Origin of the sequence: Prochlorococcus marinus XMU1408 (assembly GCF_003208055.1) — a bacterium.
In the GTDB taxonomy this organism is placed as follows: domain Bacteria; phylum Cyanobacteriota; class Cyanobacteriia; order PCC-6307; family Cyanobiaceae; genus Prochlorococcus_B; species Prochlorococcus_B marinus_A.
This window is the reverse complement of record NZ_QJUE01000002.1, coordinates 576361-601359: the sequence shown is the minus strand read 5'-3', so window position 1 is coordinate 601359 and position 24999 is coordinate 576361. Positions and strand designations below refer to the sequence as shown.

The window sequence follows — 24999 nt, the reverse complement described above, 5'->3', positions numbered from 1 at the left end:
AATTGAAACCGAATCAACAAAACACAAAACATAAGAATCATGGGAAGACTAGTTCAAAACCACAGCACACACATAGAAGGTCTAATTAAATGGTTAAAGAGGATAGCAGAATACCAAGAAATAAAGACAATTACTCCGGCCTCTCTCTATAAAACTAACGGCAGAGGGGAAAAACTAATACTAAAAATAACTGTTGAGACGATTGATGGTTTTAAGCTGCTAGCGAGGAAAGGTAAGCTTGTACAAGAAGTTTTTGTTGTTACTAGCCTAAATAAAACGGAAATAAAACAAATAATTCAACAAACTAATCCATTCTCTTCTCGGAGAAAGGGAGGGCACTAGATGACTGGTCCTTAATATAGGAACTGCTATTTTGCTTAGAAACAGATTCTGAAAGATCTCTTATAATGTCTTCTTTAATCATATTCATTGCTGAATCAATCTCAAATAGATTATCTGTCATAATGATTTATAAATAATTTTAATATTAATCATTATTATTGAAATAACTAAATAATTAATAAAATAAACAGAATTATATAAAGCTAAAAAAATTATAAGAATCTAATTAGAATAAATCGATCAAGTAAAAGCTTATTAAGATAAAATTCAGAAAGAACTCAAAGTAAAAATATAAATCTAAACTTCATATTCACCTTTAAATTTATCTAAGTTCGACAAATAAAGCTCATAAAGATTAGTAGTTTCATCATTAAAACCTACTTCTTTATACATTTGATCAAGCGACATATAAGCTGACATTACGGGTAAAAAAGCTGTTTTATATTCTTCTTGTATATCTTCTTCGTCGATATCGTGAATTATGGCTGTAATTAGTTCAATCTCTTTCTTAGCTAATGAAATGTTCTTTTCTAATTCAGGGCTAAGCTTCCGTCGTCTTTTTGCCATTGAATACATTCTATCCTCAAAAATAATACACTATCTTTAATCTAAAAATCAATCAGAGGAGGAAGGGAATCTAAAAACCACAAGAATAAGAGTAAATACTCATATACCAAACATATGAGTGTTCCATTTTTATAAATATGGGATATATTTTAGTTGGTACAATAAGGATGTGATAACAACCCAAAAGAATGTTTATCGAGGGCCATCAAATCTAACTATCACCATGAAAAGTAATTCAGATAAAAATCAAACAAATCTTCCATGGTGGGTTGAACTTTTATTTGTTCAAATTGGATTACCTGATGCATGGCTTTCTAAATATCTAAGAAAGAAAAAAGAAACATTGATATTTATTGATGAAAATAAAAAATATATAGCATATTCTATAATCTTAATTGCAGGAATATTATACATATACCCAATAGTAAGGTATACATCTTCAAGTGCATCATGCATAAATAATACAACAAAATATCTAAAGTCCAAAAATATAAATAAGTCTCAAAATGAAATGGATATTAATTCTCTAGCAGTTGGATATTGTCATGGCGGTTCACTTCCAAAGTAATCACAATTATCTAGCTTTTCCTTTTTTATCACCATCTATATCATAGGTTGGATGTTTATCAGGTTCCTTGCCTTCAAGGAATGGAATTAATTTGGAAGTTAGCCTTCCCATAACAGGAACCCAGAAATTTTTGTATGCGCTTTTTAGCATTTAATTATTTTTAAATACTCTAGCTTAAAACTTCTAATTATATAACATTATTTACTAATATTAATTAATAAAACATGATTGGGAAATCTACTAATTGATTTGAAGATGATATTGTCATTGAAAGTTTCAAAATCACTAGTATTAGAAGTAATAATATACTTGTATTCAGAGAAATCATGATTTTGGTTGATAATCTTAGATGAAGGTAAATAATAAGATAATAAAGTCTGTATCTTACTCTCTACGTTTAATAAATATATAGTATTTGAATTTATGATAGAAGAGACAGATACATCATTTAAAAAACTCTTTATTCTATAATTTGGATTACCAAGAATACCAAAATTAAATAAAAATGATAAAGAAATAACTTGAGGAATGGCAACAGTATAGAAGAAATTTTGTAATTGAGTCTTATAATTTTTATCTATTAAAAGTATATAAATTGACGATATATAGGATAAGATTAATATTAAAGGTAATAAGTATACTATAAATAGGTTACCATAAGAATACTCTATAAGAGAATCTTTTAAAAATAATAAAAATGAAAATAAAATAGAGATAATTAATATACAAATGAAAAATAATAAATATTTAATAAAATATGCTGATAACGAAAATCGAAAGTCTTCATAATTTAATTTGACTGAGAATAAAATTGACAAAGATGGAAGTAGGAATAAATAGTAATGGGGATATGAAGTAGACATACACAAAAGAATTAATACTGAGGAAATAGGATAAAAATATACTAATAAAGGATATTTTTGAGATTTAGTACTTCTAGTAAAAACAATAAGAAGTATAAATAAAAAACCAATAGGGAAAGTCAGGTATAGAAAATTAATAGGAGTAAATATATAATTATTAAGATCAAATCCTCCAATCGCCTGTTTCTTTGCAAAATCAAAAAGAGTTGTAATACCTGATAATCCATATTTTTTATAGGAGAAATAAAGATTAAGCAAAGTGGGGATAGAACCAAATAAAGTTCCGAAAGAAAAGATATATTTAAATATATTCTTTGATCTAATTAAGTGAAATAGAAGAAATGGTGAAAGTCCTATGAGAGGAACAAATGCCATATAACTTCTAATAAAAAAAGCAGAAGTAAAAAACAAGCCAGAATTGAAAATATAAAAATACTTATAAATATATTTATTAGAATCTAGAAAACTCAAAAAGAAAAAAATAACAAGCAGTATACACAATACAAAGGGTAAGTCAGGACTGGCATATCTAGAATATTGTATCCATAGTGGCATTGATGCTAGTGAAAAAACAGAGATCAAAGCAGACTTCTTATTTGTAACTTTACATGCAATCAAATATGAAATAAATAAACAAATAAATGAGGATAAAATGCTAGGAAGTCTTAGTGCTAGTTCACTGAAGCCAAATAATCTTATTGATAATGCAATCAACCAATAACTCCCTAGTGTCTTATGATGAACAGAAGAGAATGTTGGAGAGAACCAATTAGATGATTCTTCAACTAATCGCGATCTTCTTGCATAAAGTCCTTCATCATGGGCTACTAGACTTTGAGTCGAGAAATCTATCGAAAAATAAAGTAGAACAAATGAAAGGATAAAAAGTAAAGTAACAAATATACCTTGATGCCTTAAAAATAAATTAAAGATACCTAGTTTATTATTCCTATAGATTAAAGGATTATTTTCAATCTTTTTCATAATCAAATATGATTAGAAATCCTAAGTTCACTTAAAAATGAACTATGCATTAAACAAAATTATATCCTTTGTTATTTGGTTTGGGAATCAAAGAGTGAAATTAATAATAATATAATGTATAATAAAAAAGTTTTATAGCTATAAAAGATGGCTACTGCTAAGGAAAAAAAGGAGGAGGTAAAAGCCTCATTAAAGATTTTAAGAGCTGAGCTAAGAAAAATGCATTTAGGTGTTACAGAAGAACTAACTCTTCCAGAACCAACAGAAGTCAAAAAATTAATGACTCAAATGGAGGAACTTCTTACAGTAATTGAACCAAAGTCATCAAAAAAATCAAAAAAATAATATTATACTTTTTACTTTATTATAGAGAGGCAAAATTATTATTAATTATATAATTTTTTTATTTATTAATTGTCTTTAACGAATTAAACCTAGATGGAATCATAATTAAAATAGTTATTGCTAACGGATGGTCTGAAATAGTATAAAAAAGTGTAGATAAAGTAAAAAAGTCAAATAGAAGTCTTATGTCAATTCTTAAATCATATAATGAAAGTATAATTAATGTAATTTGAAGCCAGTTATATTTAAAAAATCTATAAAGTCTAAAAATAAATATCATGTCTATCAATCAATTTCTTTATTACTTGTTATTGATAAGAGGGAGGGTGCTAAAGCTATGCTAGACCAGGAACCAGCTATAACTCCTATAACCAAAGCAAATGCAAACCAATATAATGTAGATCCACCCCAAATCAATATGCAAATCAATGGAAGTAATGTCGTAAAACTTGTATATAGAGTTCTTGTCAAAGTTGCACCAACTGCTTTATCAATTTGATATTTAAAACTCAATTTATTATCAACTATGCTTTTTTCTCTAATCCGATCAAATACTACAACAGTATTATTAACTGAATAACCTGCAATGGTTAACAATGAAACAGCGAATAAAGAATCTACCTCTATATTATAAAAATATCCTAACCACGAAAATACACCACAAACAATAAGTACATCATGAAAAAGTGCAAATAGAGCTAGAAAAGAATATCTTCGATCATATCTAAAATTTATATATAAAGCTATGCCTAGAAAAGCAAAGAATAATGATATTAAACTGCTTTTAAGCAATTGCTTGCCTAGGCTAGGGCCAATTATTTCCACAGAAGTATTTTCATTTATAAATGGTCCAAAAGATTTAGTGACTTCATTTACTACAGATTCCGATTGACTTGCAGAAAGGAAAGGTAATCTAATAGAAATTGATTTTGAATTGTCGAGTAGTTGTATTTGAGATCTAGTAAGATTAGGGGAGGAATTGGATTCAAAATTTTTATCTACATTTTTCAACGCAATAATATTTTTGGATATGTCACTTGTATTTAATTCAAGACATTCGTTACTGCAACTTCTGTCTAAGATTATTTGAGTACCCCCCGTGTAATCTAAGCCAAGATTTAAAGGGGCATTAATACGAGGATTTTTATAGCATATCAACATTCCCATTATTGATAATAAAGATAAAGATAAAGAAATAAGCCAAACTACTTTTCGATTTTTATAAAGTTGTACATTTAAATTAGAGTTCATAATTTATTTTATGTGAATTAGTTACTGTTGAATGTTGATAGATGGTTTAGGAATCTGATTAAGATTAATAAAATTAGAAATTTTTCTAAGCCCCTGATAACTCATTAGAAACTTCAATATTGCTTTTGTACAGGTTAAGGCTGTAAATAAGCTCAATACAACTCCAATACCTAATGTAGCTGCAAAACCTTTAACAAATCCAGTGCCCAAATAAAATAAAGTTACGCAACTAATTAAAGTAGTTAAATGTCCATCAATTATAGAAGAAAAAGCATTTTTGAAACTTGCATCTATTGATCGAATTAATGTATTACCATTGCGTAATTCTTCTTTCAGTCTTTCAAAAATAAGAACATTAGCATCTACAGCCATTCCAATACTTAATATAAATCCAGCGATACCAGGAAGCGTTAGAGTCACGGGGAGTAGGGCATAAATGGAAAGAGTAAATAAAGAGTAAAAAGACAGAGCAAGTACAGATACAAATCCAGCCAATTTATATATAAAAATCATAAAAATACCTACAAAAAGCAAACCTGTTAAAGCAGCAAAAAGACTAAGTCGAATATTTTGTATTCCAAGAGAAGGACCAATTGTTCTTATCTGAATAATATCTATAGGGAGAGGCAAAGCACCTCCTCGAAGCTGAACTTCTAAATTTCTAGCGTCATCTGCAGTAAAGTTTCCACTTATTGTCGCGGCACCACCAGTTATTCCTGCTGTTTGAAATTGTCTACCAACACTTGCCTCACTATATGACATCCCATCAATAACAATTCCTAGCAGTCTAGATGTACCTGCTATTGATTTAGTAATTTCTGCGAATTTTTCACCTCCCTCATTATTAAAACTCAAAGTTACTTCCCAATTGTTTGTATTTTGATCTTGTCTTCTACCTGCATTAGTAAGATATTGACCAGTCAAAGATGTTGAGTCAAACAAAGCAGCAATATCAGTATTTAAATTATTCCTTAGGAGAATAAATTTATCTAATTCAAGAATTTGGTTCGTATCAAAATTATATTTTTCGAACAATTTGTTAATTTCATTATTTGTATTGATCTCTTTTATCAATTGGGCTGAATTATTATTTTCTTCTAATAATTTAATTATAGATTCAATACTATTTCTCTGTGTTTGTAAATTTCTTAATTCCTGCTCTGACCCATTTTTTTGAATTCTGAATTCTAATAGAGCGGTCTCTCCTAGTACTTTGGCTGCCCTTGAAGGATCTTGTTCTCCTGGTAGCTCTAATAATAATTGATTTGTTCCAATAGTCTGAAGTTGAGAATCAGAAACGCCTAATCCATTAACTCTCTTATCAAGAACAGCCTTAACTCCTTCAACTTCATTAGGAGTTATTTTTGCTACTTCAGGAGTAGGCTTAATTTCTAATGTTAATTGACTACCTCCACGAAGATCAAGTCCTAATTGAAAAGGTATATTAATGCAGATAAATATACTTAATACTGCAAAAATAATGACAAAAAGAAACCAATAATTCTTTCGTCCCATTGTTAATCAACTCCGTCATTTCCCATAATTCTCTCGGCTGCATCTACTATCTGATGAGGTTGAATAATAGTTAAATTTTCAAGGTTTCCATTATAAGGAGTAGGAATATCCTGGCTGGACAAACGCACAGGAGGATAATCTAAATCATCAAAACAATTCTCAGTTATTAAGGACATCAATTCTGCAGCAATCCCACCTGTTTTCATACATTCTTCAACAATTATAACTCTATGGGTCTTGTTAATGGACTTAGAAATTGTATCCATATCAAAAGGCTTAAGACTAATTAAATCAATCAATTCAACATCAATTCCCTTCACTTGAAGAAGTTCAACTGCTTTTAAACAGTGATGACGCATTCTTGAATAAGTCAAAATTGTAATGTCACTTCCTTCTTTTACAAGATCAGCTTGATCTAAAGCGCAAACATATTCACCTTCAGGTAATTCTTCAGTGAGGTTATAGAGAAGGACATGCTCGAAGAAAAGCACCGGATTATTGTCCCTAATAGCTGCTTTCATGAGACCTTTCGCATTAGTAGGAGTACTGCAAGCAACAATTTTTATTCCAGGGACTGCATGAAAATACGCTTCAAGCCTTTGACTATGCTCAGCTCCTAATTGCCTTCCAACCCCCCCAGGGCCTCTAACAACTGTTGGAATTGTAAAATTACCACCACTTGTATATCTCAACATTCCCATATTGTTTGATATCTGATTAAAAGCAAGCAACAAAAAACCCATATTCATACCTTCCACAATTGGTCTTAAACCTGTCATGGCTGCACCAACTGCCATTCCCGTAAAACTATTCTCAGCAATTGGAGTATCTAATACTCTGAACTCTCCATATTTTTCATATAAATCTTTCGTGACTTTATAAGAACCTCCATATTGGCCAACATCCTCACCCATTACGCAAACCATAGGATCTCTAGCCATTTCTTCATCAATAGCTTCACGAAGAGCATTAAATAAAAGAGTACCTTTCACAGCTTTAACAGAAAGCCCGGATTACCGGTTTGTTATTCCAAGCTATCTCAAACTGTGCCTAATTACCCACCCGCCGCAAAAGTAGATAACAGCAATATGGAAAGCAACATACCAGGAGCGAGTAATAAAACAAGAAGTCCTAAATCATGAAGGGTCATAAAAAGACCTAAATATTACAATTTAATATTTAAATACTAGTCCGTTTTAACCTTATTGCCTGCTATCAAACTTCGAATAAATACTAAAAACAAACCAAGACCTATAAAACCAAATGTAAAAGTTGCAAGAAAGCTAATTCCTATAATTAGCGTTTTAAAACCGGAAGCTATACTTTGAGCAATTGGTGAAGAGTAATTAGGACTATGTATAGAGAAATACAAAACTATTTTCTTACTTATAAATAGGCTTAAAAAACTAAAAGCTAAACTCGTAATCGAACCAGAAAAAAAGCTGAATGGTCCCTTCTTTTGCACATCAGCACTAATACTATCAATGGGAATTGATTCTGAATTCCCTAATTCTTCTGATTCTTTTTTAAATCCATTACTAGGTAAATTCATTTTCCAAGTTAACTCCATTAGACATCATTGAACATGCCCAAGCTGATAAACCAGCTCTTTCAAATTCATTAAAATGTTCTGTTAACACTTTATTTGCAACATCATAGCTTGGGAACAAAGCAAAACAGCTTGGTCCAGAGCCACTCATAGATACAAGGCGAGAACCTGGCAAACCAGACAATATTTTCAATGACTTTTCAACCTCTGGTGTCATAGGGCGAACTGTTTTTTGTAAATCATTTTGTATTTCTATTCGATTATCAAATATAGACTTATCAGACCAATCTATAGACCTGATCATATTTCTTTTGAGATCAAAATCCTTATCATCATCAAGATAAGTATGACCATACTGTTCTTTATATTTTTTATATGCGACTGGCGTAGAAACTTGAATTGAAGGATCTTTTACCAAAACAAGACCCAGATCAAACTTTTTACACTTTAATTTTTCTAGAACTTCACCACGTCCAAAACAAATTTGCCTACCTCCTGATACGCAAAAGGGAATATCTGATCCAATCTGCTGTGATATTTTCTCTAATTGATAACCCTCTAGATTTAAGTTCCAGAGTTTATTTAAACCAACAAAAGTCGCTGCTGCATCTGTAGATCCTCCTGCTAATCCTGCACCAATTGGTATGTTTTTTTCAAGTTCTATATCAACACCTAATTTTGTATTTCCAACTTCCTTTCTCAAAATCATTGCAGCCTTTATTATTAAATTATCATCACCATTACTGATCTCTTTATTATTAGATTTAAGGCTAATATTATTATCCTGCCTTTTTATCATCTTCAATTTATCGCTTAGACTAATACTTTGCATGACCATTGCCAATTCGTGAAAGCCATCATTTCTCATACCTAAAACCTCTAAATGCAAATTAATTTTTGCATTTGCAATTGCTATGAGAGAATTATCATTAACATTGTTAGAAGTCATTTTTAATAACAGAAGTTTCTTTTAAAGCTTTGGCTAAGGCAAACCAATTGGAAGGAGAAATTTCCTGTGGTCGTTGATCAAGACTAATACCTCTATAGGCAAAAAATTCTTTTATTTGATCGTTTGAAGTTACAAAACTTCCAATCGTGTTACGTAATTTCTTCCTTCTACCAGAAAAAGCAAGTTTTAAAAGTTTCTCTAATAAATTCCCAATTTCATAAAATTCATGACCAAGAGATAAATGAGGTTCAAACAGCACGACTTTGGAATCCACCTTTGGAGAAGGTTGAAAACATCTAGCAGAAACATCACATACAAATTGACATTTTGCTAACAACTGTATTCTTACGCTTAAAGCACTATAATTGCTATTGCCTGGTTGGGCTAAAATTCTTTGAGCCACTTCTTTTTGCATAAGGATAACTAAAGTTTCAAAATTATTTTCTGGTGGATTGCATAGTTCACCAATTAATCTTCTTAATATTGGTCCTGTTATGTTGTAAGGAATATTAGCAACAACTTTATTAATAATTTCTCCATTAGCTGCATTCAATGGAACAGATAGAACATCTCCCTCTCTCAAACTGAATTTGTTTTGATCAATAAAACGCTTTTTCAAACCAGCTACCAAATCTCTATCAAGTTCAATTGCTTGAATGAATCTTGCTTGAGATTCAATTAATTTTTCAGTTAAAGCACCTCTACCTGGGCCAACTTCTAATACACAATCATCAGAATTCAATTTGGCAGCTTTAACTATTTTATTTAGAACACCCTGATCTTTTAGCCAATGCTGGCCAAAGCGTTTTCGAGGAATATGTCTAAAATCATTCAATGTTTTATCACCCACACGAACAATCTCCAAACCACATTAGAAATAATCACATTTTTTACTGAAGTAAAAATAAATTATTTAAAATATAATCATAAAAAGATTTTCAATCAATATATCCTTCTCCAGAAAAATGAGTTTTGATAGTCACAGCCTTGAACGTTTAAAAGAACTTGGACGTAAACTTCCTAAAGAGATATCCAAATCTCAACAAACAGAATCAAAAAAAACTAATTCGACTAAACAACACAAACTTCATCCAGTTGAAATTGAAACCAATCCTCAACAACTTTTTCGAGAACTTATGGAAATAAGCCCAGATGGGAACGTCCCACCCCATCTATTAGATCGACTGAAAACACTTGAATCAAATACTGTAAAAAATCATTCAAATATTACACCAGATAAGAATAAAAATCCTCAAGAACTTTCTGTTAACGAATCACTAGAGCTTTATACACAATTTAAACAATTTCTCCTTGAAGATGATAATTATTAGATAAATATAAATTTTATGCTTAATGTTTCACGATATAAAATCATTGCCATTGGGAAAATAAAGAAAAAGTGGATTCAGACAGGTATAGAAATGTACTTGAAAAGATTGCCTGGTTTACAAGTCATAGAAATCAAAGACAGTACTCAAATAAAAGAAGAATATACGATTAAAGGAATCTTAAAAAAAAATGAGGCCCTTGTCATTCTCAACGAGAATGGACAATCTTTCTCTTCAAAACTATTAGCAAGAAAGCTGCTTAATTTTAATAATCAAAACATTACTTTTGTTATTGGAGGTGCTACCGGTCTTAGCCAGTCCCTAAATAATTTCGCTATTTTGCAATTAAGTCTTTCACCACTGACTTTTCCGCATGAAATAGCTCGTCTTCTCCTTATAGAGCAACTGTATCGGGCAAAAACTATTACTCAAGGCTCCCCATACCACAAAGAATAAAGACTACACCGACACAATACGCGATAGTACAAGTGAACTATAATAAAATCAGGTCACGCTGGGTTCATGTATTCAAAGATCTCTCACTCTTCTTCAAAAGAGATGCCGTCGAACTTATTAGTTCCATTAGTAAAAGAAACAATTTCGGCAGGGTTCCCTTCTCCCGCAGAAGATTATATAGAGCTAGGCATCGACTTAAACCAATACTTAATCAAAAACCCCATAAGTACGTTCTTTCTACGCGTTTGTGGTAATTCTATGAATAACGCAGGAATTTATAATAATGACTTATTAATAATAGATCGAAGCATAAATCCGACTCCTGGACATGTTGTAGTTGCTCTGTTGGATGGGGAATTCACATTAAAAAGACTTATAAAAGAAAAAAATAATTATTATCTAAAAGCAGATAAAAAAAACTATCCAGCAATAAATTTATATGAATATTTAGATATACAAATTTGGGGAGTAGCAATTTATTCAATACACAAACTAGAAAGATAAATAAATAATTATGCGCAAAGCTATAGTTCAAATTGATGGCAATAATTTCTATGCTTCGTGTGAGCAAATGATCGATCCATCAATTAGAGGAAAGGCCTTAGTTATACTTTCGAATAATGATGGATGCATTATAGCCCGAAGCTCAGAAGCTAGAAAAATGGGAATTCCTATGGGTCAGCCTTATTTCAAATTAAAAAGCAAACTAAATCAATTAAATATAAATGTAAGAAGTTCAAATTATGAACTTTACGGTGATGTAAGCAATCGATTAATGCAGATACTAAAAGAAAATTGTGAAGAGCTAGAAATTTACTCTATAGATGAAGCATTTGCGACTATGAAACGACCAAAAGATAAGTGTCTATATCAATGGGGAAAAGATTTAAGAGCCTTAGTTTATCAGAACATAGGAATACCAATATCTATTGGTATTGGTGAAACAAAAGTTCTATCAAAAATTTCTAATTATATAGCAAAGGAAATACAAAGTAATTCAGGTATATTTGATATAGGTATAGTTGAAGATAAGAATCCTTATCTTCAACAAATCAAGGTAGATAAAGTTTGGGGTGTAGGAAAAAAAATGTCGACATGGCTAAAAGTTAGAGGCATAAACAACGCAAGAGAACTTAGAGATATGTCAAGCAATCAAATTAAATCCAAATATGGTGTAATTGGTTTACGCATACAAAATGAATTGAAAGGTACATACTGTATTCCTATTAATGAAAAATCATCAGCTCGAAAAGAAATCTGCGTGAGTAGGAGTTTTGCATATCCAATAGATAGCTTAGAGGAGCTGAGTCAATCAATAAGTAAATATGTTCTCATAGCAACTGCAAAGCTTAGAAAATACAATCAATTATCTTCTGCAATTACAGTCTTTACAACAACCAATACTCATTCAAAAGATTTTTATAGAAGTGAAGCAAGTATAAAATTACAGACACCAAGTTCGAACTCAATAATTATCCAGAAAAACAGTATTGAATTAACAAATAGAATATTTAAACCATATAAGAAATTTATAAAAGCTGGTGTAATATTGCATAACCTCAGTAGCAATCAATACAAACAAAAACTATTATTTTGTAATAATGATTTACAAGAAGAATTCTATCTAGAAAGACTAAATAGTGTAATAGATAATATTAACAAAAAAAATGGAAAAGATTTATTAGGATGGGGCTCATCTATTATAGAGAGGGAATGGAGGCCACGTCGTAGTAAACTATCCGGTTCAAAAGTAACTAATATAGAAAGTATTCCTACTGTATTTGCAAATTAAAGTTTCTATGAGATTTAAAATATACAATAAACATATGTGAAAAAAATATGGTAAATTAAAAATAATATAATTATTAGAGATTAGAATAATGGAGTTCATTCAATATTTAGATAAAATAGAAATTAAGATAATAGAGCATGTTGAAAAAGCAGGATATTCAACAGAGGAAAATACATCTCTATGTTTATTAAGTCAAAAATACGTAGGTTTTTTAAAAAAGAGACAAAAAAAGATTGTTATATGTACAGATAATGTTAAAAGGATAGGAGGCTATAAAAGTCTAAGTAAGAAATATACTGATACTTATGAGCGGACAGCAACACTTATAAAAAAAGCATTAAGACATGAAGCTGTTCACGTAACACAAGAATGCAATAACGGGAACTTATTAAAAATAAATAAAAATTTAACGATGAATCCAGCAAAAATTGAAGCTTTAAAAGGTTCTACAAAAATATCAGGAGAGGAAGAAAAAGAAAGACAAGCATATATATTAGAAGATAAACCAAGATTAGTAGAAAAAGAATTAATAAAGTATTGTCTATGATAATTATTTCGTTTTTAATAATCTCTAAGTAATTGAATAGCATCTAACTTTTTACTGTAAATCAAAAGCATTCCTTGTTCAACACAAGTTAAGCCAATATAGGTCTTGATAGCACTGGAGCTGATAAGAGCAGTTCCGCATGTTTCAAGAATAAGAACAGGTAAGGTAGAAGAGTTGCCCTGCATTTTCTGAAGATCGAGAGCCTGACGAACTGCTAATTTTGCCTTAAAAATACCAATTTTATTAATAAAATCAGGCCAAATATGGTTAGATAAAGAACATTTATCTAGATCAAAATAGGAAGAATTTTTCATTAAAAAAAAATATAACTGTAAAAATATTATTTAAAACATCTCTGCTGATCTAGATGTAAAATGTGCTTTCTTTCAGCATAGTAAAGATCCTGAAAATTAATAGCATCATTGTTTAACTCTTCAAACATTTTAATCACCCGTTCTTCCATATCTGATGAATTACTAGGCTCTGAGTTCTCTTGAACAATAAGAGATGCAATACAGTTCTCTAGTGTCTGTAATCTCTGTGAGCTCCACGCATCAATTAAATGTCGACAGCGTTTTAATGATTTTTGTTTTTCAAGGACAGCTAATGAACCACGAATTTGCATCTCAGGCTCACTTAAAGTTGCCTGACGAAGCTCATCAGCCTCAAGTAAAAGAGTTAGTTTTGATAGATGTTCATTATTACTTACAAGGAAAGTATCTAACAGATGTTTAATTAAATCGACCTCTGCTAAGACGTTAGTTGTATCACTGCCACGATTAATATTCTCAACTTTATCAAAACCAAATCTTTTCTCCTCAATATTACTTATTGTCGACCATATTACTCGATGATGATTAATAGCAAAATCATCTAGATCTCTTAATCGGAGTTCATTACGAATGAAAGATCTAGAGTTAGGACAATGAATGTATATAAACAATATATCAGCCTCACTTCGCTCTCTATGACTTATTTCCTGATCTTTCTCATATTTCTTAGATCGACCGTGCCATCTTTGACCTCTAATTTGATTACGTAAATCTTCCTCAAGTTGTAAAGCGAATCTACCTTGACCTCCACTAAGACGTTGTGCAACTTTCTGTAGATAATGTGTTCTTATAGCAGTTTGCGGTAGCTTCCCAAGAAGACTTACTAAATCACTAACAGCAATCTGAAATTGATCAGATTTACTTAAATCTAAATCTTTCAGTGATTGATCTATTTGCCAATCCATCCAAAGTGGTGATTTAGCAGCTAATGCTTCATATTCCGAAGAAGAATTATCTCTGAGAAATTCATCTGGATCTTTACCAGAGGGTAATTGGAGAACTCGTAAATCGAGCTGTCCTTGAATAGCAAGGTTTTCAACCTCATTGATGGCTCGATTGGCTGCTCGTATTCCTGCACTATCTGAATCAAAATTTAAAAGGATCTTTTTACTATCTGTTGATCGTGAGAGAAGCGTTATTTGATTACGACTTAATGCTGTCCCTAAGGAGGCTACAACATTAGTAATACCGGAATCATGAAGTGCTATCACATCAAAATAACCTTCAACCACAACTGCATAGTCTTTTTTTCTTATAGAAAGAGCAGCTTTATCTAACCCAAAAAGATTTTTTCCCTTTTCAAAGATTTCAGTCTCAGGAGAATTTAAATATTTAGGTTCAGATCCATCAAGACTTCTTCCTCCAAAACCAATAACTCTTTTTTGTCTATCATGTATTGGAACAATAATACGATTGCGAAATCTGTCATAGAAACCATTTCCTCCCTTTTTAGGAACAATCAATCCAGAGGATTCAAGTATTTCAACACTAACTTTTTCAATATCAACAAAATAATTAAGTAATGAATCCCAATTATCTGGTGCATACCCGATTTCGAAGTTAATTAGAGCTCCATCACTCAAATTACGTGAATTTTGAAGATAGTTAAGAGCATTTTCTCCGCACGAAGAATTTAATTGATTACGAAACCAACCAGTAGCGAGTTTTAAAACACGGTATAAAGTATCACGACGAGATATCTGTTGTTTTAGTCTTTCCTGTTGTGGCCCCTCAACTGTATCAACGGGAACTTGGTATTTTTTGGCGAGTTCAAGAACAACATCACTAAAACTTTTCCGTTCAAACTCCATTAAAAATTTAATTGCATTTCCACCTGCACCACAAGAGAAACAGTAATAAAATTGTTTACCAGGAATCACTGACATCGAAGGCTTACTGTCATCATGAAAAGGACAAATGCCAACAAATTCTTTTCCTTTTTTCTTTAGAACAACGTGATCTCCAACAACATCAACTATGTCTACACGATCTTTTACAGATTCTATTGTCCTGGGATGAAGTCGAACTGAAGCCATATGATAATTTTAATTGATACAGAAATATTTAGTTAAGAGTTTTAGAAATTGAGAGAAAAACAAATTCTAAAAAAAATTGAAAAAGATAGAAATTTTAGAGGTATCAAATTTTTAATAGCAAGTGGTCTTGCATTTAGTCTTATGAGCGTATGTGTGAAATCAATTAATGGAAGAATACCAGTTTCAGAATTGGTGTTCGCGAGAGCATCAATTAGTTTGGTGATAACTAGACTAGTGTTATTTAAAAATAATATAAATCCTTGGGGAAATCAAAAAAAATTATTAATTATTAGAGGTTTACTTGGAACATTAGCTCTATTTTGTATATTTAAGGCTCTAACAATTTTACCTATAGCAACAGCTACTGTAATACAATATATTTATCCTACATTTACAGTTATATGTGCACACTTTATCTTAAAAGAAGATATATTAAAAAGAATAGTTTATTCGATCATCATTGGATGGATAGGAATAATATTAGTTAGTCAACCAGAATTTATTTCAAATAGAAATGTAATAGATACTTTTATAGCATTAACTATAGCAATAATAGGAGCTCTATTGACATCGCTTGCCTATATTTGCGTAAGAAAATTATCTGCTAAAGAGCACCCTCTAGTTATTATTCATTATTTTCCATTGGTATCTATTCCATTATCTTTACCACTTATAATTAATAATTTTGTATTACCAATTGGATTTGAATGGATTTGGATATTAGGTATTGGTTTCTTTACACAAATTGGTCAAGTTTGCATAACTGAGGGCCTAAGACTTATTCCAGCAGGGCAAGCTACCTCACTTAATTATTCTCAAGTAATCTTCTCAAGCATCTGGGGTCTATTGATTTTTAAAGATACAATATCAACTTCAGTTTATTTGGGTGGTCTTTGCGTACTTATATCCACTATTATTAGTATAAGTGCATCAAAAAGTTCAAAAGCGTAAATTACATATGAAAATAAATTCTGCGATCTTATCAATGGTTCTAATTACTGGATCAACATCTGTTTTTGCTGATGATTATCAAAAGGGGTTCTCCTCTAGCAGAACTTGCACTAGAAATGAATATAGAGAGGAATACATACCAGGGACAAGAAATAATCCTGGATATATCAAGAAATGGGAAGAGACAGTGGAGGTGCCTTGCCCAGGAGTTAGTTCAACGACAAATAAAAATAAATTTGATAACAATGATTGCTCTGAGGGTACAATTGCTGGAGGAATATTAGGTGGTGGATTAGCCACAGCAATATCCAGAGGTAAGGATCGTTGGTGGGCAATTCCAGCCGGCATAATAGGGGGGTCAATGGTGGGGTGTGAAATAGACGGTGGTTAAATCAACTTAGCTATCAAAATAATTTCAAATAAATTTATAAATAATGATTAGTTGGTTAAAAGGTCAAATAATACAAAACTGGCATATATCCTCCAAAAGGGGAGTAGTTCTAAATGTTGGTGGTGTTGGTTATGAAGTACAACTATTATCAAAGCAAATAGATAAGATTGAGAATTCGGATTTTAAAGAATTTTGGATTCACCAAATAAATCGTGAGGATTGTACAAACCTATATGGTTTTAGGGAGATTAATCAAAGGGACTTATTTCGAAAAATCATTAGCATTAATGGTATTGGCCCTCAAATTGCTATGGTTTTATTACAGGACTTAGAGGTTTATCAATTAGTTAATGCTATTGAAGAACAAGATTTAAGTTTATTAACTAATTCTCAGGGCATTGGTAAACGTATAGCAGAAAGATTAGTAGTGGAACTCAAAAATAAACTTCAAGAATTTACTGATAATACTAAAATAAATGTAGATAATCAAAAAAGTTCAAACTTAAACAGCTTTGGTACATATATAGAAGAAATTAGATCAATTCTAAATTCACTGGGCTATATGGATAATGAAATAAAAGATTCAATAAAATATTTAACAATCAACGAAAAAGAAAATACATTGCTAATAAATACACTATCCACAGAAGCTAAAAAAGAGCTGATGGATAAGCATCTTAAAGAGATTCTTATAAGATTAAGTCAAAAGAGCACTTGATAGAAGGCTAGGGATTAAAATAGACTTATTGTATTAAGAGAATTCAAATCAAAATGTCACTTGGCACAGAAGAGAAACAAAAGCTAATCAACTCACATCAAATACATCCAACTGATACTGGTTCAGCAGAGGTTCAAGTTGCCATGCTGACAACAAGGATCTCGAAATTAAGCAAACATCTTCAAGGAAACATTCATGATTTTTCCTCAAGACAAGGCTTACTTAAAATGATTGGTCAGCGCAAAAGACTTTTGGGTTATGTGCGAAATAAAAGTGAAAAAAGATATACTGAGATAATAGAAAAACTATCTATTAGAGGATAATGACGGGTATTACGTAGTTAAAAGCTAATGAAAGGAGCAAAAAAAACCAAAAAAACACAATCTCAAGAAGCAAAAATAGGATTTTCGAGTAGCAGCTCGACACCAAAGATTGAAATTAAAACTCCCTCAAAAAATTCTAATACTAAATCTGGAATACCAAAATATGTAGCCAACAGAATGGCGAGGAGGATTGTATTTACGACAGGAATACCAACAATTAGTGGTATGGGAGTATTTATTGGCAGTTATTTTCTTATAAGCAAAGGTATCGCAGAAATCTCGCCGACAGTTACGCTCGTCAGTTCAGCAATGTGTTTCCTTGTGGGTTTACTGGGACTAAGCTACGGAATACTTTCTGCTAGTTGGGATATCAGCCCAGGCAGTTTTTTAGGTTTTGAAAACATAAAACCAAATATCAATAGGATGAAGGATGCATTCAAGAGTTCTAAAAATGAAATAACCAGTTAACAATTAAATTTAATTTACAAGTCTTTTACTAGATCTTGCACTGAAGGAATTCTTGGACAAAATATTCAAAGCAAGCTCTGTATCCTTTACACAAAATTGATCACCTAATCTTACGTATCTAGTATTAATATTATCCTTAAGGCAAGCCACAACTGGGATACGAACACCTAATTCATTTCTATCAGGCCTAATTTTTGAAAGACATTCTCTTAATTTATGCTGAACATTTATATCAGTTGCTTGATCAGGGAGAAGGTCAATCAGTAAAAATCTTAAATCATCAATTTCACGACAATCATCAACAATTAATTGAACAGTTTCATCTCTCCTATCAACGCTCCCCCATATTAATAACCTCGTTTCAACCATCAAGTGATCAGACAACCTTTCATAACTTTTCGGAAAGACAACGGCTTCACAAGAACCAGTTAGATCCTCGAGTTGAATGATCGCCATTCTGTCACCCTTTCTAGTTGTAACCTCTCTCATCCCAGGAATCATGGCAATGACACTAACTCTAGACTTATCTTTTTGATCTTCTAAAGATCCCAAACTAATTGGAGCAATTAATCTTGCAGGCTCAGATAGCTGTTTCAAAGGGTGATCAGATAAATAAAAGCCAACATGTTCTTTTTCTAATTTAAGTTTCTCGGATGGGGGGTATTCATTAACACTTTTAGACTTGGGAACTGATAGATAATCATTAGTTGATGATTCTTCAGTTGAGGAGGAGGTAGACAGATCAAAAAGATTTCCTTGGCCACTAGTTCTATCTTTCGCCCTTGAAGAAGCCCATTCAATTACTAAATCCAAGTCAGATATAAGTTGAGCTCGATTAGCATTCTCATCAAGACAATCGAAAGCACCGCAATGAATCAAAGCTTCAAGAGCCCTTCTATTAACAGAAGATAATGAAATGCGGTCACAGAATTGAGCTAATGATCTGTATTCTCCATCTGTTTCTCTACTAGCAATGATTTTTCTAATTGCGCTATCACCTAAATTTTTAATAGCAGATAATCCAAAAAGAATAGAATTATCCTTGGGAGTAAAGTCAACACCAGAAGTATTTATATTTGGTGGCATTACATTTATGCCCATCGAATTACAGTTCGAGATATAACGCTGAACTTTGTCAGTTGAACCAGCATTAACTGTTAACAATGCCGCCATATAGGCAACGGGATAATGTGCTTTCAAATACGCTGTCTGATAAGTAACAGCGCCATAAGCAGTCGAGTGGCTTTTATTGAAGCAATATTCTGCAAATAAAACCATTTGATCAAACAACTGATCTGCAATCAATTCTGTCACTCCATTATCAACAGCACCCGCAACAAAGAGTTCTCTATGTCTTTGCATTTCAGAAACTTTCTTCTTTCCCATTGCTCTTCTTAATAAATCGGCTTGACCAAGAGAGTATCCAGCTAAATCCTGTGCAATCTTCATGATCTGCTCTTGATAAACCATGATTCCATAAGTCTCACTTAAAATGGGTTTAAGTAACTGATGTGGAAAATCAATATTCTCCTTACCATGTTTTCTATTTATAAATTTAGGAATTAATCCTGCATCAAGAGGTCCAGGTCGGTAAAGAGCTAAAATAGAAGAAATATCTTCAAGTGATGAAGGCTTTAAATCTTTAACTATTTGTCTCATTCCACTAGATTCAAGTTGAAAAATACCTTCTAAATCTCCCCTAGTAAGTAATTCAAATGTTTTCTTATCTGTGAAAGGCAAAGAATCAGGATCTAATCTTTTACCTATTGATTCCTGAACTAAGTTAATAGTCTTTTCTATCATTGTAAGATTTCTTAGTCCTAAAAAGTCCATTTTTAAAAGACCAAGTGATTCAATATCTTCCATAAAATATTGAGTAATAATTTGGCCATCATTGTTTCGTTGTAGAGGTACTAAATTATCAAGAGATTTAGCGGCTATTACTACTCCAGCTGCATGGACACCAAAAGTTTTATTTGTTCCTTCTATTCGCATTGCCATATCAACCCATTTCCTTACTTTCAGATCATTATTATATTTTTCTAAAAAATCTTTATTTGGAGATTCATTGGAGATCATAGAAGATAATTTTGCAGGTTTGCCTCTAACAACAGGTATTAATTTCGCTAAACGATCCGCATCTCCATAAGGAATATCAAGTACACGAGCTACATCTTTCAAAACTGCCTTAGATGTCATTCTGTTAAATGTAATTATCTGGGCAACCTTATCTTCACCATACTTTTTAGTAACATAATCTATAACTTCACCTCGCCTCTCAATACAAAAGTCAGTATCAATATCTGGCATTGACTTCCTTTCTGGATTAAGAAAACGTTCAAATAATAATCCATTCTCGACTGGATCAATATTAGTTATATGAAGTGAAAAAGCCACTAAAGAACCTGCTGCAGATCCTCTACCAGGACCAACAGGAATATTTTGTTCTCTTGCAAATTTTATATAATCCCAAACGACTAGAAAATAAGTTGGGAATCCCATTTGCTCGATAACATTTAATTCAAAATCAAGTCTTTCTTTATAGACATTAGGAACTAAATTAAAATCAGATATATTTAATCGATCTAAAAGTCCATTTATACTAGTTTCTTTTAAATAATCGATAGCATTAAATCCATTTGGTATAGGAAAATTTGGCATCTTATATGTTCCTAATATTTTATATTCTTCAACTTTGTTTGCTAATTTTACGGTATTTTCTATAGATGTATCTATTATAACTTTATCCAAATGATCAGTAAATAAACATCTCATCTCTTCCTCAGATTTTATATATTCGGTACCTGTATATCTCAATCTTTTTTTGTCACTAATTAACTTCCCTGTCAATACACATATCAATGCATCGTGAGCTTCAATATCATTCTTTGAGACGTAATGTGCATCATTTGTAGCAATAATCTGAATATCAAGTTCTTTAGATATTTTGACTATTTCACTGTTAACAATTCTATCCTCAACTGATCCATGATCTTGAATTTCAAGATAAAAATCATCTTTAAAAATTTCTTTATACCAAGATGCGATATCTCTAGCAACATCATTTCTTCCTTTTAAAATTGCTTGCGGGATCTCTCCTCCTAAGCAAGCTGTTGAACAAATCAATCCATCACTATATTGTTTTAATAATGATTTATCTATGCACGGTCGTGAAAATATCCCTCTTCCCCTAACTCCATTTAAATGGCTGAGAGTTGTTAATTTAACGAGATTTTCATATCCAATTTGATTCTTTGCAACAACAACAAGATGATATCTTTTCTCTTTCTTAGGTTGAGGATCATCTATGGAACCATTAATAACATACATCTCATTGCCAATTATTGGCTTGATATCAGCTGCCTTACATAGCTTCAATAATTCAATAGCTCCATACATAACTCCATGATCAGTCAAAGCCAGTGCAGGCATTCCCAGTTCCTTTGCTCGTTCAACCATTAATGGAAGCTGGCTAGCTCCATCAAGAAGGCTATAATCGCTATGATTGTGTATAGGGACAAAAGACATAAATATCCAGCGAGAAACGCTGCATATAGTGTAGCCAGAATTCAGGTCACTACATAAAGTGTTTAAATTTAAAAAGTGAAATCACTCTTAGGTTTATTTTTAAAGACATCAGCAGCTATTTCATATTGGCTCGCAACTTGAAGAAGCTTGGCTTCATCAAAAACATTGCCAATCAGCTGTAAACCAATTGGTAAACCTGTTTTGTCAAAACCACAAGGCAAACTGATAGCGGGCAATCCAGCTAAATTAGCTGGAATAGTTAATAAATCTGATAAGTACATAGCCATAGGATTATCTACATTTTCTCCTGATCCGAAAGCAGTAGTTGGAGAGGTAGGAGCCAGCAAGATATCAACTTTTTTGAAAGCATTATCAAAGTCTTTTCGAATCAAAGTTCTCACCTGCTGAGCCTTCTTGTAGTATGCATCAACGTAACCAGCAGATAGTGCATATGTGCCAATTAAGATTCTTCGTTTAACTTCGCTTCCAAAGCCAATTGCTCGACTTTTCGATGTCATTTCTATAAGTGATTTTGGATCATCAGAACGAAATCCATATTTAACACCGTCATATCTGGCTAAATTAGCTGATGCCTCAGAAGGAGCAATAACGTAATAAGTGGCAATGCCATCGTTAAAGCGAGGGCACGAAAGATTGATAATTTCAGCACCTTGTTTTTCTAGGAGAGATGCTGCGCTCAGAACAGATTCTTTTACATCTTTTGCCAAGCCATCATGCTGAAAGCAATTATCAATCAAACCAATTTTCAACCCCTTGATTGACTTAGAGAGACTATCTAAATAATTTGGTACTGGTACATCAACTGTAGTTGAATCAAAATCGTCCTTGCCTGATATAACTTGCAAGATTTCAGCTGCATCAGAAACATTATTTGCAAATGGTCCCACCTGATCCAAAGAACTAGCAAAAGCTATTAGGCCCCATCTACTTACTCTGCCATATGTAGGTTTCATACCGACTACACCACAAAATGAAGCAGGTTGACGAATTGAACCTCCAGTATCAGAACCTAAAGATCCAAAACATAATCCTGCAGCAACAGAAGCAGCACTACCACCAGAGCTTCCTCCAGGCACTTTGGAAATATCCCAGGGGTTTAAGGTTGGACCAAATGCTGAAGTTTCAGTAGAGCTCCCCATTGCAAATTCATCCATATTTGTCTTCCCAATCATTACTGCACCTGATTTCAAAAGCCTTTTTGTGACTGTGGATTCATAAGGAGGGACAAAATCCTCCAAAATCTTGCTTGCACAAGTTGTTTTAATACCTTTCGTGCAAAGATTATCTTTGATCGCTAATGGTATACCTGACAAAGGTGGGAGTATTTCTCCTGCAGATCGTTGATTATCGATGAACTCAGCTTGTTTTAAAGCTTGCTCGCTATTGACAGATAAAAAAGAATTTAGTTTTGGATCAAGCTGTTTAATTCTTAAAATTTTTTCTTGAACTAGCTCTTTAGACGAGACTTCACCACTTTTCAATTTCTGGCGTAAGTCTGCAAAAGTCATTATTAAATTATAAAAAAATTGTTATCAAGCTTATGATGTCAAAGGCTCTTTACGACGACATCTAACTAAACTATGGTTTATTTTCTGAGGTGACTCTGCAGATAAGTCATCTACAAAACCATTTAACCTGACTTTTAAACTGCGTCGAGTCAAAAAAGGACCAAACCAATAAGTTACATCAGGTTGATTTGTCTCAACCTTGGCCCACCAGGCCAAGCCAAAACTATTACCTAAGCTTCGAAGAGCCCTAATGGGACCCATGAGTAAAGTGCATTTTTATTATTTTACTTTCTTAAGCATAAATTTATCAAATAAAAAGCAAAATTATGTTCACTTGATGATGAAGCAAAACTTTTTAGAAGCATATTGTTACTTGTAAAAATGAGTGCCCAAAGTAATTAATACTCTATTTAATTATTCAGTTTATCAAAATATAATTAAACTATAAAGACTATACAGTAGCTATTAAAGTGGGTTTTAAACAGATTAATTATTAACTTCAGTTGAAATCTGAGGTTTCAATAACCTAGGAGATGGATCCTGACCAGAGATAGAACGCATCCACCTACATCTAGCAACTTCGTACAAGAAAATTGAAGTGGCAACAGATGCATTAAGACTTGTTGTTACTCCCTTAAGAGGGATTCTTACAAGTTGATCACATAATCTTCTAGTTATTAGAGAAATTCCTTTATCCTCCGAGCCAACAACAACAACTAAAGGACCTTGAAATTTAATCTCAGAAAGGGTTGAGGCTCCTTCTTCCGCAAGCCCAACAACTGCATAACCTTCATCTTTCAATTTCTCAAGAGACCTATTTAGATTAACTACTCTTGCAACAGGCAAATGTTCCAAAGCACCTGCTGCAACCTTTGCTACAGAGCCTGTTAAGCCTGCACTTCGCCTTTGCGGAAGAATCAAACCTTGGGCACCTAATGCTTCTGCAGATCTAATTATTGCTCCAAGATTCTGAGGATCAGTTAAGCCATCTAAAGCCAAAAGCAATGATGTATCTCCAAATGGTTTACAAGCTTCAATTAAATTCGTCAAAGTATGTGTTTTTGATGCGGCAATTTGTAAAACTATTCCTTGATGAACGGCTCCATTAGTGATTTGACCAAGCCTGGACCAAGATACTTCTTCAACCAACACCCCAGAAGCTTTTGCATCTTTTAGAAGTTGAAAGAATTTAGGTGAACTTCTTAATTCAGACGTGCACCAAATCCTATGAATAGCTCTGCCACCCAAAAGCGCTGCTTCAGTTGAATGACGCCCCCAAATCAAGTCGTCACTTAGTGTTTTAGTGAAGCTTTCAGAATATGCAATAGGGTCATTTGTCACTCTTCTCTTATCATTTTTACTTATCTGAGCATTAAGATTTCGATAAGAGGGCTTTGAAGTTTTTCGTTCAAATCGATTAGCTCCTCTGTAATTGGTATTAGAGTTGTTATTACTTCTTAAATCTTCAGAAGGTTGTTTCTCATATGAATATTCATTTGTTTGATCAGATGAAAGACGGTTAATTTTATTATTTGTTCTTCTGCGATCATTAAAGTTAGATTTCCTTGAATCATTATCCTTGCGATAATAATTACTACTTCGTTTATTAAAAGAAGTGTCTTTAGAATTCTTTGTATCTTTATTGAAACGATAACTCATTTTTTTAA

Annotated in this window: 28 protein-coding genes; 13 read left to right on the top strand and 15 right to left on the bottom strand. The window is 32.2% G+C overall.

Translation table 11 applies throughout. The features are described 5' to 3' along the window. Nucleotides 1–39: 39 nt before the first annotated feature. Nucleotides 40–342, top strand: coding sequence for a DUF2103 domain-containing protein (locus DNJ73_RS04695; RefSeq protein ID WP_158466542.1), 303 nt, complete (start codon nucleotides 40–42; stop codon nucleotides 340–342). A 297-nt stretch (nucleotides 343–639) separates the two neighbouring features. Here the strand turns inward: DNJ73_RS04695 and DNJ73_RS04690 are convergent, their stop codons facing one another. Beyond that, nucleotides 640–909: a hypothetical protein gene (locus tag DNJ73_RS04690; protein ID WP_158466541.1), complete on the bottom strand. Its 270-nt coding sequence runs from the start codon at nucleotides 907–909 to the stop codon at nucleotides 640–642. 169 nt (nucleotides 910–1078) lie between these two features. Here DNJ73_RS04690 and DNJ73_RS04685 point away from each other — a divergent pair, with 169 nt between their 5' ends. Then, nucleotides 1079–1477 (top strand): hypothetical protein, encoded by a 399-nt coding sequence (locus DNJ73_RS04685; RefSeq protein WP_261792585.1) that lies wholly within the window; start codon nucleotides 1079–1081, stop codon nucleotides 1475–1477. Between the two features lie 6 nt (nucleotides 1478–1483). Here DNJ73_RS04685 and DNJ73_RS09810 read toward each other — a convergent pair whose 3' ends face one another. Together DNJ73_RS09810 and DNJ73_RS04680 are read right to left on the bottom strand one after the other, a co-directional pair. Next, on the bottom strand, nucleotides 1484–1627 hold the full coding sequence (locus DNJ73_RS09810) for a hypothetical protein (RefSeq protein WP_187152559.1): 144 nt from the start codon (nucleotides 1625–1627) through the stop codon (nucleotides 1484–1486). A 47-nt stretch (nucleotides 1628–1674) separates the two neighbouring features. Beyond that, nucleotides 1675–3324: an ArnT family glycosyltransferase gene (locus DNJ73_RS04680; protein ID WP_158466540.1), complete on the bottom strand. Its 1650-nt coding sequence runs from the start codon at nucleotides 3322–3324 to the stop codon at nucleotides 1675–1677. Nucleotides 3325–3471: 147 nt separating this feature from the next. On the opposite strand from DNJ73_RS04680, the gene DNJ73_RS04675 reads away from it, so the two are divergent. Continuing rightward, complete coding sequence (locus tag DNJ73_RS04675) at nucleotides 3472–3669, top strand: hypothetical protein (RefSeq protein WP_158466539.1); 198 nt, start codon at nucleotides 3472–3474, stop codon at nucleotides 3667–3669. Nucleotides 3670–3954: 285 nt separating this feature from the next. Here the strand turns inward: DNJ73_RS04675 and secF are convergent, their stop codons facing one another. From secF to rsmA, 6 genes are all read right to left on the bottom strand, one after another. Beyond that, nucleotides 3955–4920, bottom strand: coding sequence for a protein translocase subunit SecF (gene secF, locus DNJ73_RS04665; RefSeq protein WP_158466538.1), 966 nt, complete (start codon nucleotides 4918–4920; stop codon nucleotides 3955–3957). A gap of 21 nt (nucleotides 4921–4941) precedes the next feature. Continuing rightward, nucleotides 4942–6435 (bottom strand): protein translocase subunit SecD, encoded by a 1494-nt coding sequence (secD, locus tag DNJ73_RS04660; protein ID WP_158466537.1) that lies wholly within the window; start codon nucleotides 6433–6435, stop codon nucleotides 4942–4944. 2 nt (nucleotides 6436–6437) lie between these two features. After that, nucleotides 6438–7427: a pyruvate dehydrogenase complex E1 component subunit beta gene (locus tag DNJ73_RS04655; RefSeq protein WP_158466536.1), complete on the bottom strand. Its 990-nt coding sequence runs from the start codon at nucleotides 7425–7427 to the stop codon at nucleotides 6438–6440. Nucleotides 7428–7621: 194 nt separating this feature from the next. Further along, the gene (locus tag DNJ73_RS04650) at nucleotides 7622–7987 is read right to left on the bottom strand and encodes a DUF3082 domain-containing protein (RefSeq protein ID WP_158466535.1); all 366 of its coding nucleotides are present in this window, start codon (nucleotides 7985–7987) and stop codon (nucleotides 7622–7624) included. Then, nucleotides 7974–8933 (bottom strand): 4-(cytidine 5'-diphospho)-2-C-methyl-D-erythritol kinase, encoded by a 960-nt coding sequence (gene ispE / locus DNJ73_RS04645; RefSeq protein ID WP_158466534.1) that lies wholly within the window; start codon nucleotides 8931–8933, stop codon nucleotides 7974–7976. The genes DNJ73_RS04650 and ispE overlap by 14 nt, the downstream gene beginning before the upstream one ends. Further along, nucleotides 8923–9783 carry a 16S rRNA (adenine(1518)-N(6)/adenine(1519)-N(6))-dimethyltransferase RsmA gene (gene rsmA / locus DNJ73_RS04640; RefSeq protein ID WP_158466533.1) on the bottom strand — a complete coding sequence of 287 codons (861 nt, stop codon included), beginning with the start codon at nucleotides 9781–9783 and terminating at the stop codon, nucleotides 8923–8925. Before rsmA ends, ispE begins: the two co-directional genes overlap by 11 nt. A gap of 115 nt (nucleotides 9784–9898) precedes the next feature. Here rsmA and DNJ73_RS04635 point away from each other — a divergent pair, with 115 nt between their 5' ends. The 5 genes from DNJ73_RS04635 to DNJ73_RS04615 all read left to right on the top strand — a co-directional run bounded on the left by DNJ73_RS04635 (nucleotide 9899) and on the right by DNJ73_RS04615 (nucleotide 13056). Continuing rightward, nucleotides 9899–10264, top strand: coding sequence for a hypothetical protein (locus DNJ73_RS04635; protein WP_158466532.1), 366 nt, complete (start codon nucleotides 9899–9901; stop codon nucleotides 10262–10264). Nucleotides 10265–10279: 15 nt separating this feature from the next. Then, the gene (locus DNJ73_RS04630; RefSeq protein ID WP_158466531.1) at nucleotides 10280–10717 is read left to right on the top strand and encodes a 23S rRNA (pseudouridine(1915)-N(3))-methyltransferase RlmH; all 438 of its coding nucleotides are present in this window, start codon (nucleotides 10280–10282) and stop codon (nucleotides 10715–10717) included. Between the two features lie 66 nt (nucleotides 10718–10783). Then, the gene (locus tag DNJ73_RS04625; RefSeq protein WP_158466530.1) at nucleotides 10784–11221 is read left to right on the top strand and encodes a LexA family protein; all 438 of its coding nucleotides are present in this window, start codon (nucleotides 10784–10786) and stop codon (nucleotides 11219–11221) included. Nucleotides 11222–11231: 10 nt separating this feature from the next. Continuing rightward, on the top strand, nucleotides 11232–12509 hold the full coding sequence (locus tag DNJ73_RS04620; protein WP_158466529.1) for a Y-family DNA polymerase: 1278 nt from the start codon (nucleotides 11232–11234) through the stop codon (nucleotides 12507–12509). An 88-nt stretch (nucleotides 12510–12597) separates the two neighbouring features. Further along, nucleotides 12598–13056 carry a serine hydroxymethyltransferase gene (locus DNJ73_RS04615; protein ID WP_158466528.1) on the top strand — a complete coding sequence of 153 codons (459 nt, stop codon included), beginning with the start codon at nucleotides 12598–12600 and terminating at the stop codon, nucleotides 13054–13056. Nucleotides 13057–13070: 14 nt separating this feature from the next. Here the strand turns inward: DNJ73_RS04615 and DNJ73_RS04610 are convergent, their stop codons facing one another. Further along, complete coding sequence (locus DNJ73_RS04610; protein ID WP_158466527.1) at nucleotides 13071–13370, bottom strand: hypothetical protein; 300 nt, start codon at nucleotides 13368–13370, stop codon at nucleotides 13071–13073. A gap of 26 nt (nucleotides 13371–13396) precedes the next feature. Beyond that, nucleotides 13397–15424 (bottom strand): DNA primase, encoded by a 2028-nt coding sequence (gene dnaG / locus DNJ73_RS04605; RefSeq protein WP_158466526.1) that lies wholly within the window; start codon nucleotides 15422–15424, stop codon nucleotides 13397–13399. Between the two features lie 48 nt (nucleotides 15425–15472). Here dnaG and DNJ73_RS04600 point away from each other — a divergent pair, with 48 nt between their 5' ends. From DNJ73_RS04600 to DNJ73_RS04580, 5 genes are read left to right on the top strand one after another with little or no spacing between them, the layout of a single operon-like run. Then, nucleotides 15473–16375, top strand: coding sequence for a DMT family transporter (locus tag DNJ73_RS04600; RefSeq protein ID WP_158466525.1), 903 nt, complete (start codon nucleotides 15473–15475; stop codon nucleotides 16373–16375). A gap of 7 nt (nucleotides 16376–16382) precedes the next feature. Then, nucleotides 16383–16766 carry a glycine zipper 2TM domain-containing protein gene (locus DNJ73_RS04595; protein WP_158466524.1) on the top strand — a complete coding sequence of 128 codons (384 nt, stop codon included), beginning with the start codon at nucleotides 16383–16385 and terminating at the stop codon, nucleotides 16764–16766. Between the two features lie 43 nt (nucleotides 16767–16809). After that, the gene (gene ruvA / locus DNJ73_RS04590) at nucleotides 16810–17484 is read left to right on the top strand and encodes a Holliday junction branch migration protein RuvA (protein ID WP_158466523.1); all 675 of its coding nucleotides are present in this window, start codon (nucleotides 16810–16812) and stop codon (nucleotides 17482–17484) included. 53 nt (nucleotides 17485–17537) lie between these two features. Further along, nucleotides 17538–17807, top strand: a complete 270-nt coding sequence (gene rpsO / locus DNJ73_RS04585) for a 30S ribosomal protein S15 (protein WP_158466522.1) — start codon at nucleotides 17538–17540, stop codon at nucleotides 17805–17807. A gap of 27 nt (nucleotides 17808–17834) precedes the next feature. Then, a complete protein-coding gene (locus DNJ73_RS04580; RefSeq protein WP_158466521.1) occupies nucleotides 17835–18275 on the top strand; it encodes a PAM68 family protein in 441 nt (146 codons plus the stop codon). A gap of 9 nt (nucleotides 18276–18284) precedes the next feature. Here DNJ73_RS04580 and DNJ73_RS04575 read toward each other — a convergent pair whose 3' ends face one another. The 4 genes from DNJ73_RS04575 to rlmB all read right to left on the bottom strand — a co-directional run bounded on the left by DNJ73_RS04575 (nucleotide 18285) and on the right by rlmB (nucleotide 24991). Continuing rightward, a complete protein-coding gene (locus tag DNJ73_RS04575; protein ID WP_158466520.1) occupies nucleotides 18285–21803 on the bottom strand; it encodes a DNA polymerase III subunit alpha in 3519 nt (1172 codons plus the stop codon). A 68-nt stretch (nucleotides 21804–21871) separates the two neighbouring features. After that, the gene (gene gatA / locus DNJ73_RS04570; protein ID WP_158466519.1) at nucleotides 21872–23332 is read right to left on the bottom strand and encodes an Asp-tRNA(Asn)/Glu-tRNA(Gln) amidotransferase subunit GatA; all 1461 of its coding nucleotides are present in this window, start codon (nucleotides 23330–23332) and stop codon (nucleotides 21872–21874) included. Nucleotides 23333–23362: 30 nt separating this feature from the next. Further along, nucleotides 23363–23593, bottom strand: coding sequence for a DUF1816 domain-containing protein (locus DNJ73_RS04565; protein ID WP_158466518.1), 231 nt, complete (start codon nucleotides 23591–23593; stop codon nucleotides 23363–23365). Between the two features lie 225 nt (nucleotides 23594–23818). Continuing rightward, nucleotides 23819–24991 carry a 23S rRNA (guanosine(2251)-2'-O)-methyltransferase RlmB gene (rlmB, locus tag DNJ73_RS04560; RefSeq protein WP_158466517.1) on the bottom strand — a complete coding sequence of 391 codons (1173 nt, stop codon included), beginning with the start codon at nucleotides 24989–24991 and terminating at the stop codon, nucleotides 23819–23821. Between the last annotated feature and the right edge of the window lie 8 nt (nucleotides 24992–24999).

Bases quoted from the DNA above. Each gene is read 5' to 3' on its own strand.
- DNJ73_RS04695 (WP_158466542.1), top strand. From the start codon at position 40: ATGGGAAGACTAGTTCAAAACCACAGCACACACATAGAAGGTCTAATT.
- DNJ73_RS04690 (WP_158466541.1), bottom strand. From the start codon at position 909: ATGGCAAAAAGACGACGGAAGCTTAGCCCTGAATTAGAAAAGAACATT.
- DNJ73_RS09810 (WP_187152559.1), bottom strand. From the start codon at position 1,627: ATGCTAAAAAGCGCATACAAAAATTTCTGGGTTCCTGTTATGGGAAGG.
- DNJ73_RS04680 (WP_158466540.1), bottom strand. From the start codon at position 3,324: ATGAAAAAGATTGAAAATAATCCTTTAATCTATAGGAATAATAAACTA.
- DNJ73_RS04675 (WP_158466539.1), top strand. From the start codon at position 3,472: ATGGCTACTGCTAAGGAAAAAAAGGAGGAGGTAAAAGCCTCATTAAAG.
- secF (WP_158466538.1), bottom strand. From the start codon at position 4,920: ATGAACTCTAATTTAAATGTACAACTTTATAAAAATCGAAAAGTAGTT.
- secD (WP_158466537.1), bottom strand. From the start codon at position 6,435: ATGGGACGAAAGAATTATTGGTTTCTTTTTGTCATTATTTTTGCAGTA.
- DNJ73_RS04650 (WP_158466535.1), bottom strand. From the start codon at position 7,987: ATGAATTTACCTAGTAATGGATTTAAAAAAGAATCAGAAGAATTAGGG.
- ispE (WP_158466534.1), bottom strand. From the start codon at position 8,933: ATGACTTCTAACAATGTTAATGATAATTCTCTCATAGCAATTGCAAAT.
- DNJ73_RS04635 (WP_158466532.1), top strand. From the start codon at position 9,899: ATGAGTTTTGATAGTCACAGCCTTGAACGTTTAAAAGAACTTGGACGT.
- DNJ73_RS04630 (WP_158466531.1), top strand. From the start codon at position 10,280: ATGCTTAATGTTTCACGATATAAAATCATTGCCATTGGGAAAATAAAG.
- DNJ73_RS04625 (WP_158466530.1), top strand. From the start codon at position 10,784: ATGTATTCAAAGATCTCTCACTCTTCTTCAAAAGAGATGCCGTCGAAC.
- DNJ73_RS04620 (WP_158466529.1), top strand. From the start codon at position 11,232: ATGCGCAAAGCTATAGTTCAAATTGATGGCAATAATTTCTATGCTTCG.
- DNJ73_RS04615 (WP_158466528.1), top strand. From the start codon at position 12,598: ATGGAGTTCATTCAATATTTAGATAAAATAGAAATTAAGATAATAGAG.
- DNJ73_RS04610 (WP_158466527.1), bottom strand. From the start codon at position 13,370: ATGAAAAATTCTTCCTATTTTGATCTAGATAAATGTTCTTTATCTAAC.
- dnaG (WP_158466526.1), bottom strand. From the start codon at position 15,424: ATGGCTTCAGTTCGACTTCATCCCAGGACAATAGAATCTGTAAAAGAT.
- DNJ73_RS04595 (WP_158466524.1), top strand. From the start codon at position 16,383: ATGAAAATAAATTCTGCGATCTTATCAATGGTTCTAATTACTGGATCA.
- ruvA (WP_158466523.1), top strand. From the start codon at position 16,810: ATGATTAGTTGGTTAAAAGGTCAAATAATACAAAACTGGCATATATCC.
- rpsO (WP_158466522.1), top strand. From the start codon at position 17,538: ATGTCACTTGGCACAGAAGAGAAACAAAAGCTAATCAACTCACATCAA.
- DNJ73_RS04580 (WP_158466521.1), top strand. From the start codon at position 17,835: ATGAAAGGAGCAAAAAAAACCAAAAAAACACAATCTCAAGAAGCAAAA.
- DNJ73_RS04575 (WP_158466520.1), bottom strand. From the start codon at position 21,803: ATGTCTTTTGTCCCTATACACAATCATAGCGATTATAGCCTTCTTGAT.
- gatA (WP_158466519.1), bottom strand. From the start codon at position 23,332: ATGACTTTTGCAGACTTACGCCAGAAATTGAAAAGTGGTGAAGTCTCG.
- DNJ73_RS04565 (WP_158466518.1), bottom strand. From the start codon at position 23,593: ATGGGTCCCATTAGGGCTCTTCGAAGCTTAGGTAATAGTTTTGGCTTG.
- rlmB (WP_158466517.1), bottom strand. From the start codon at position 24,991: ATGAGTTATCGTTTCAATAAAGATACAAAGAATTCTAAAGACACTTCT.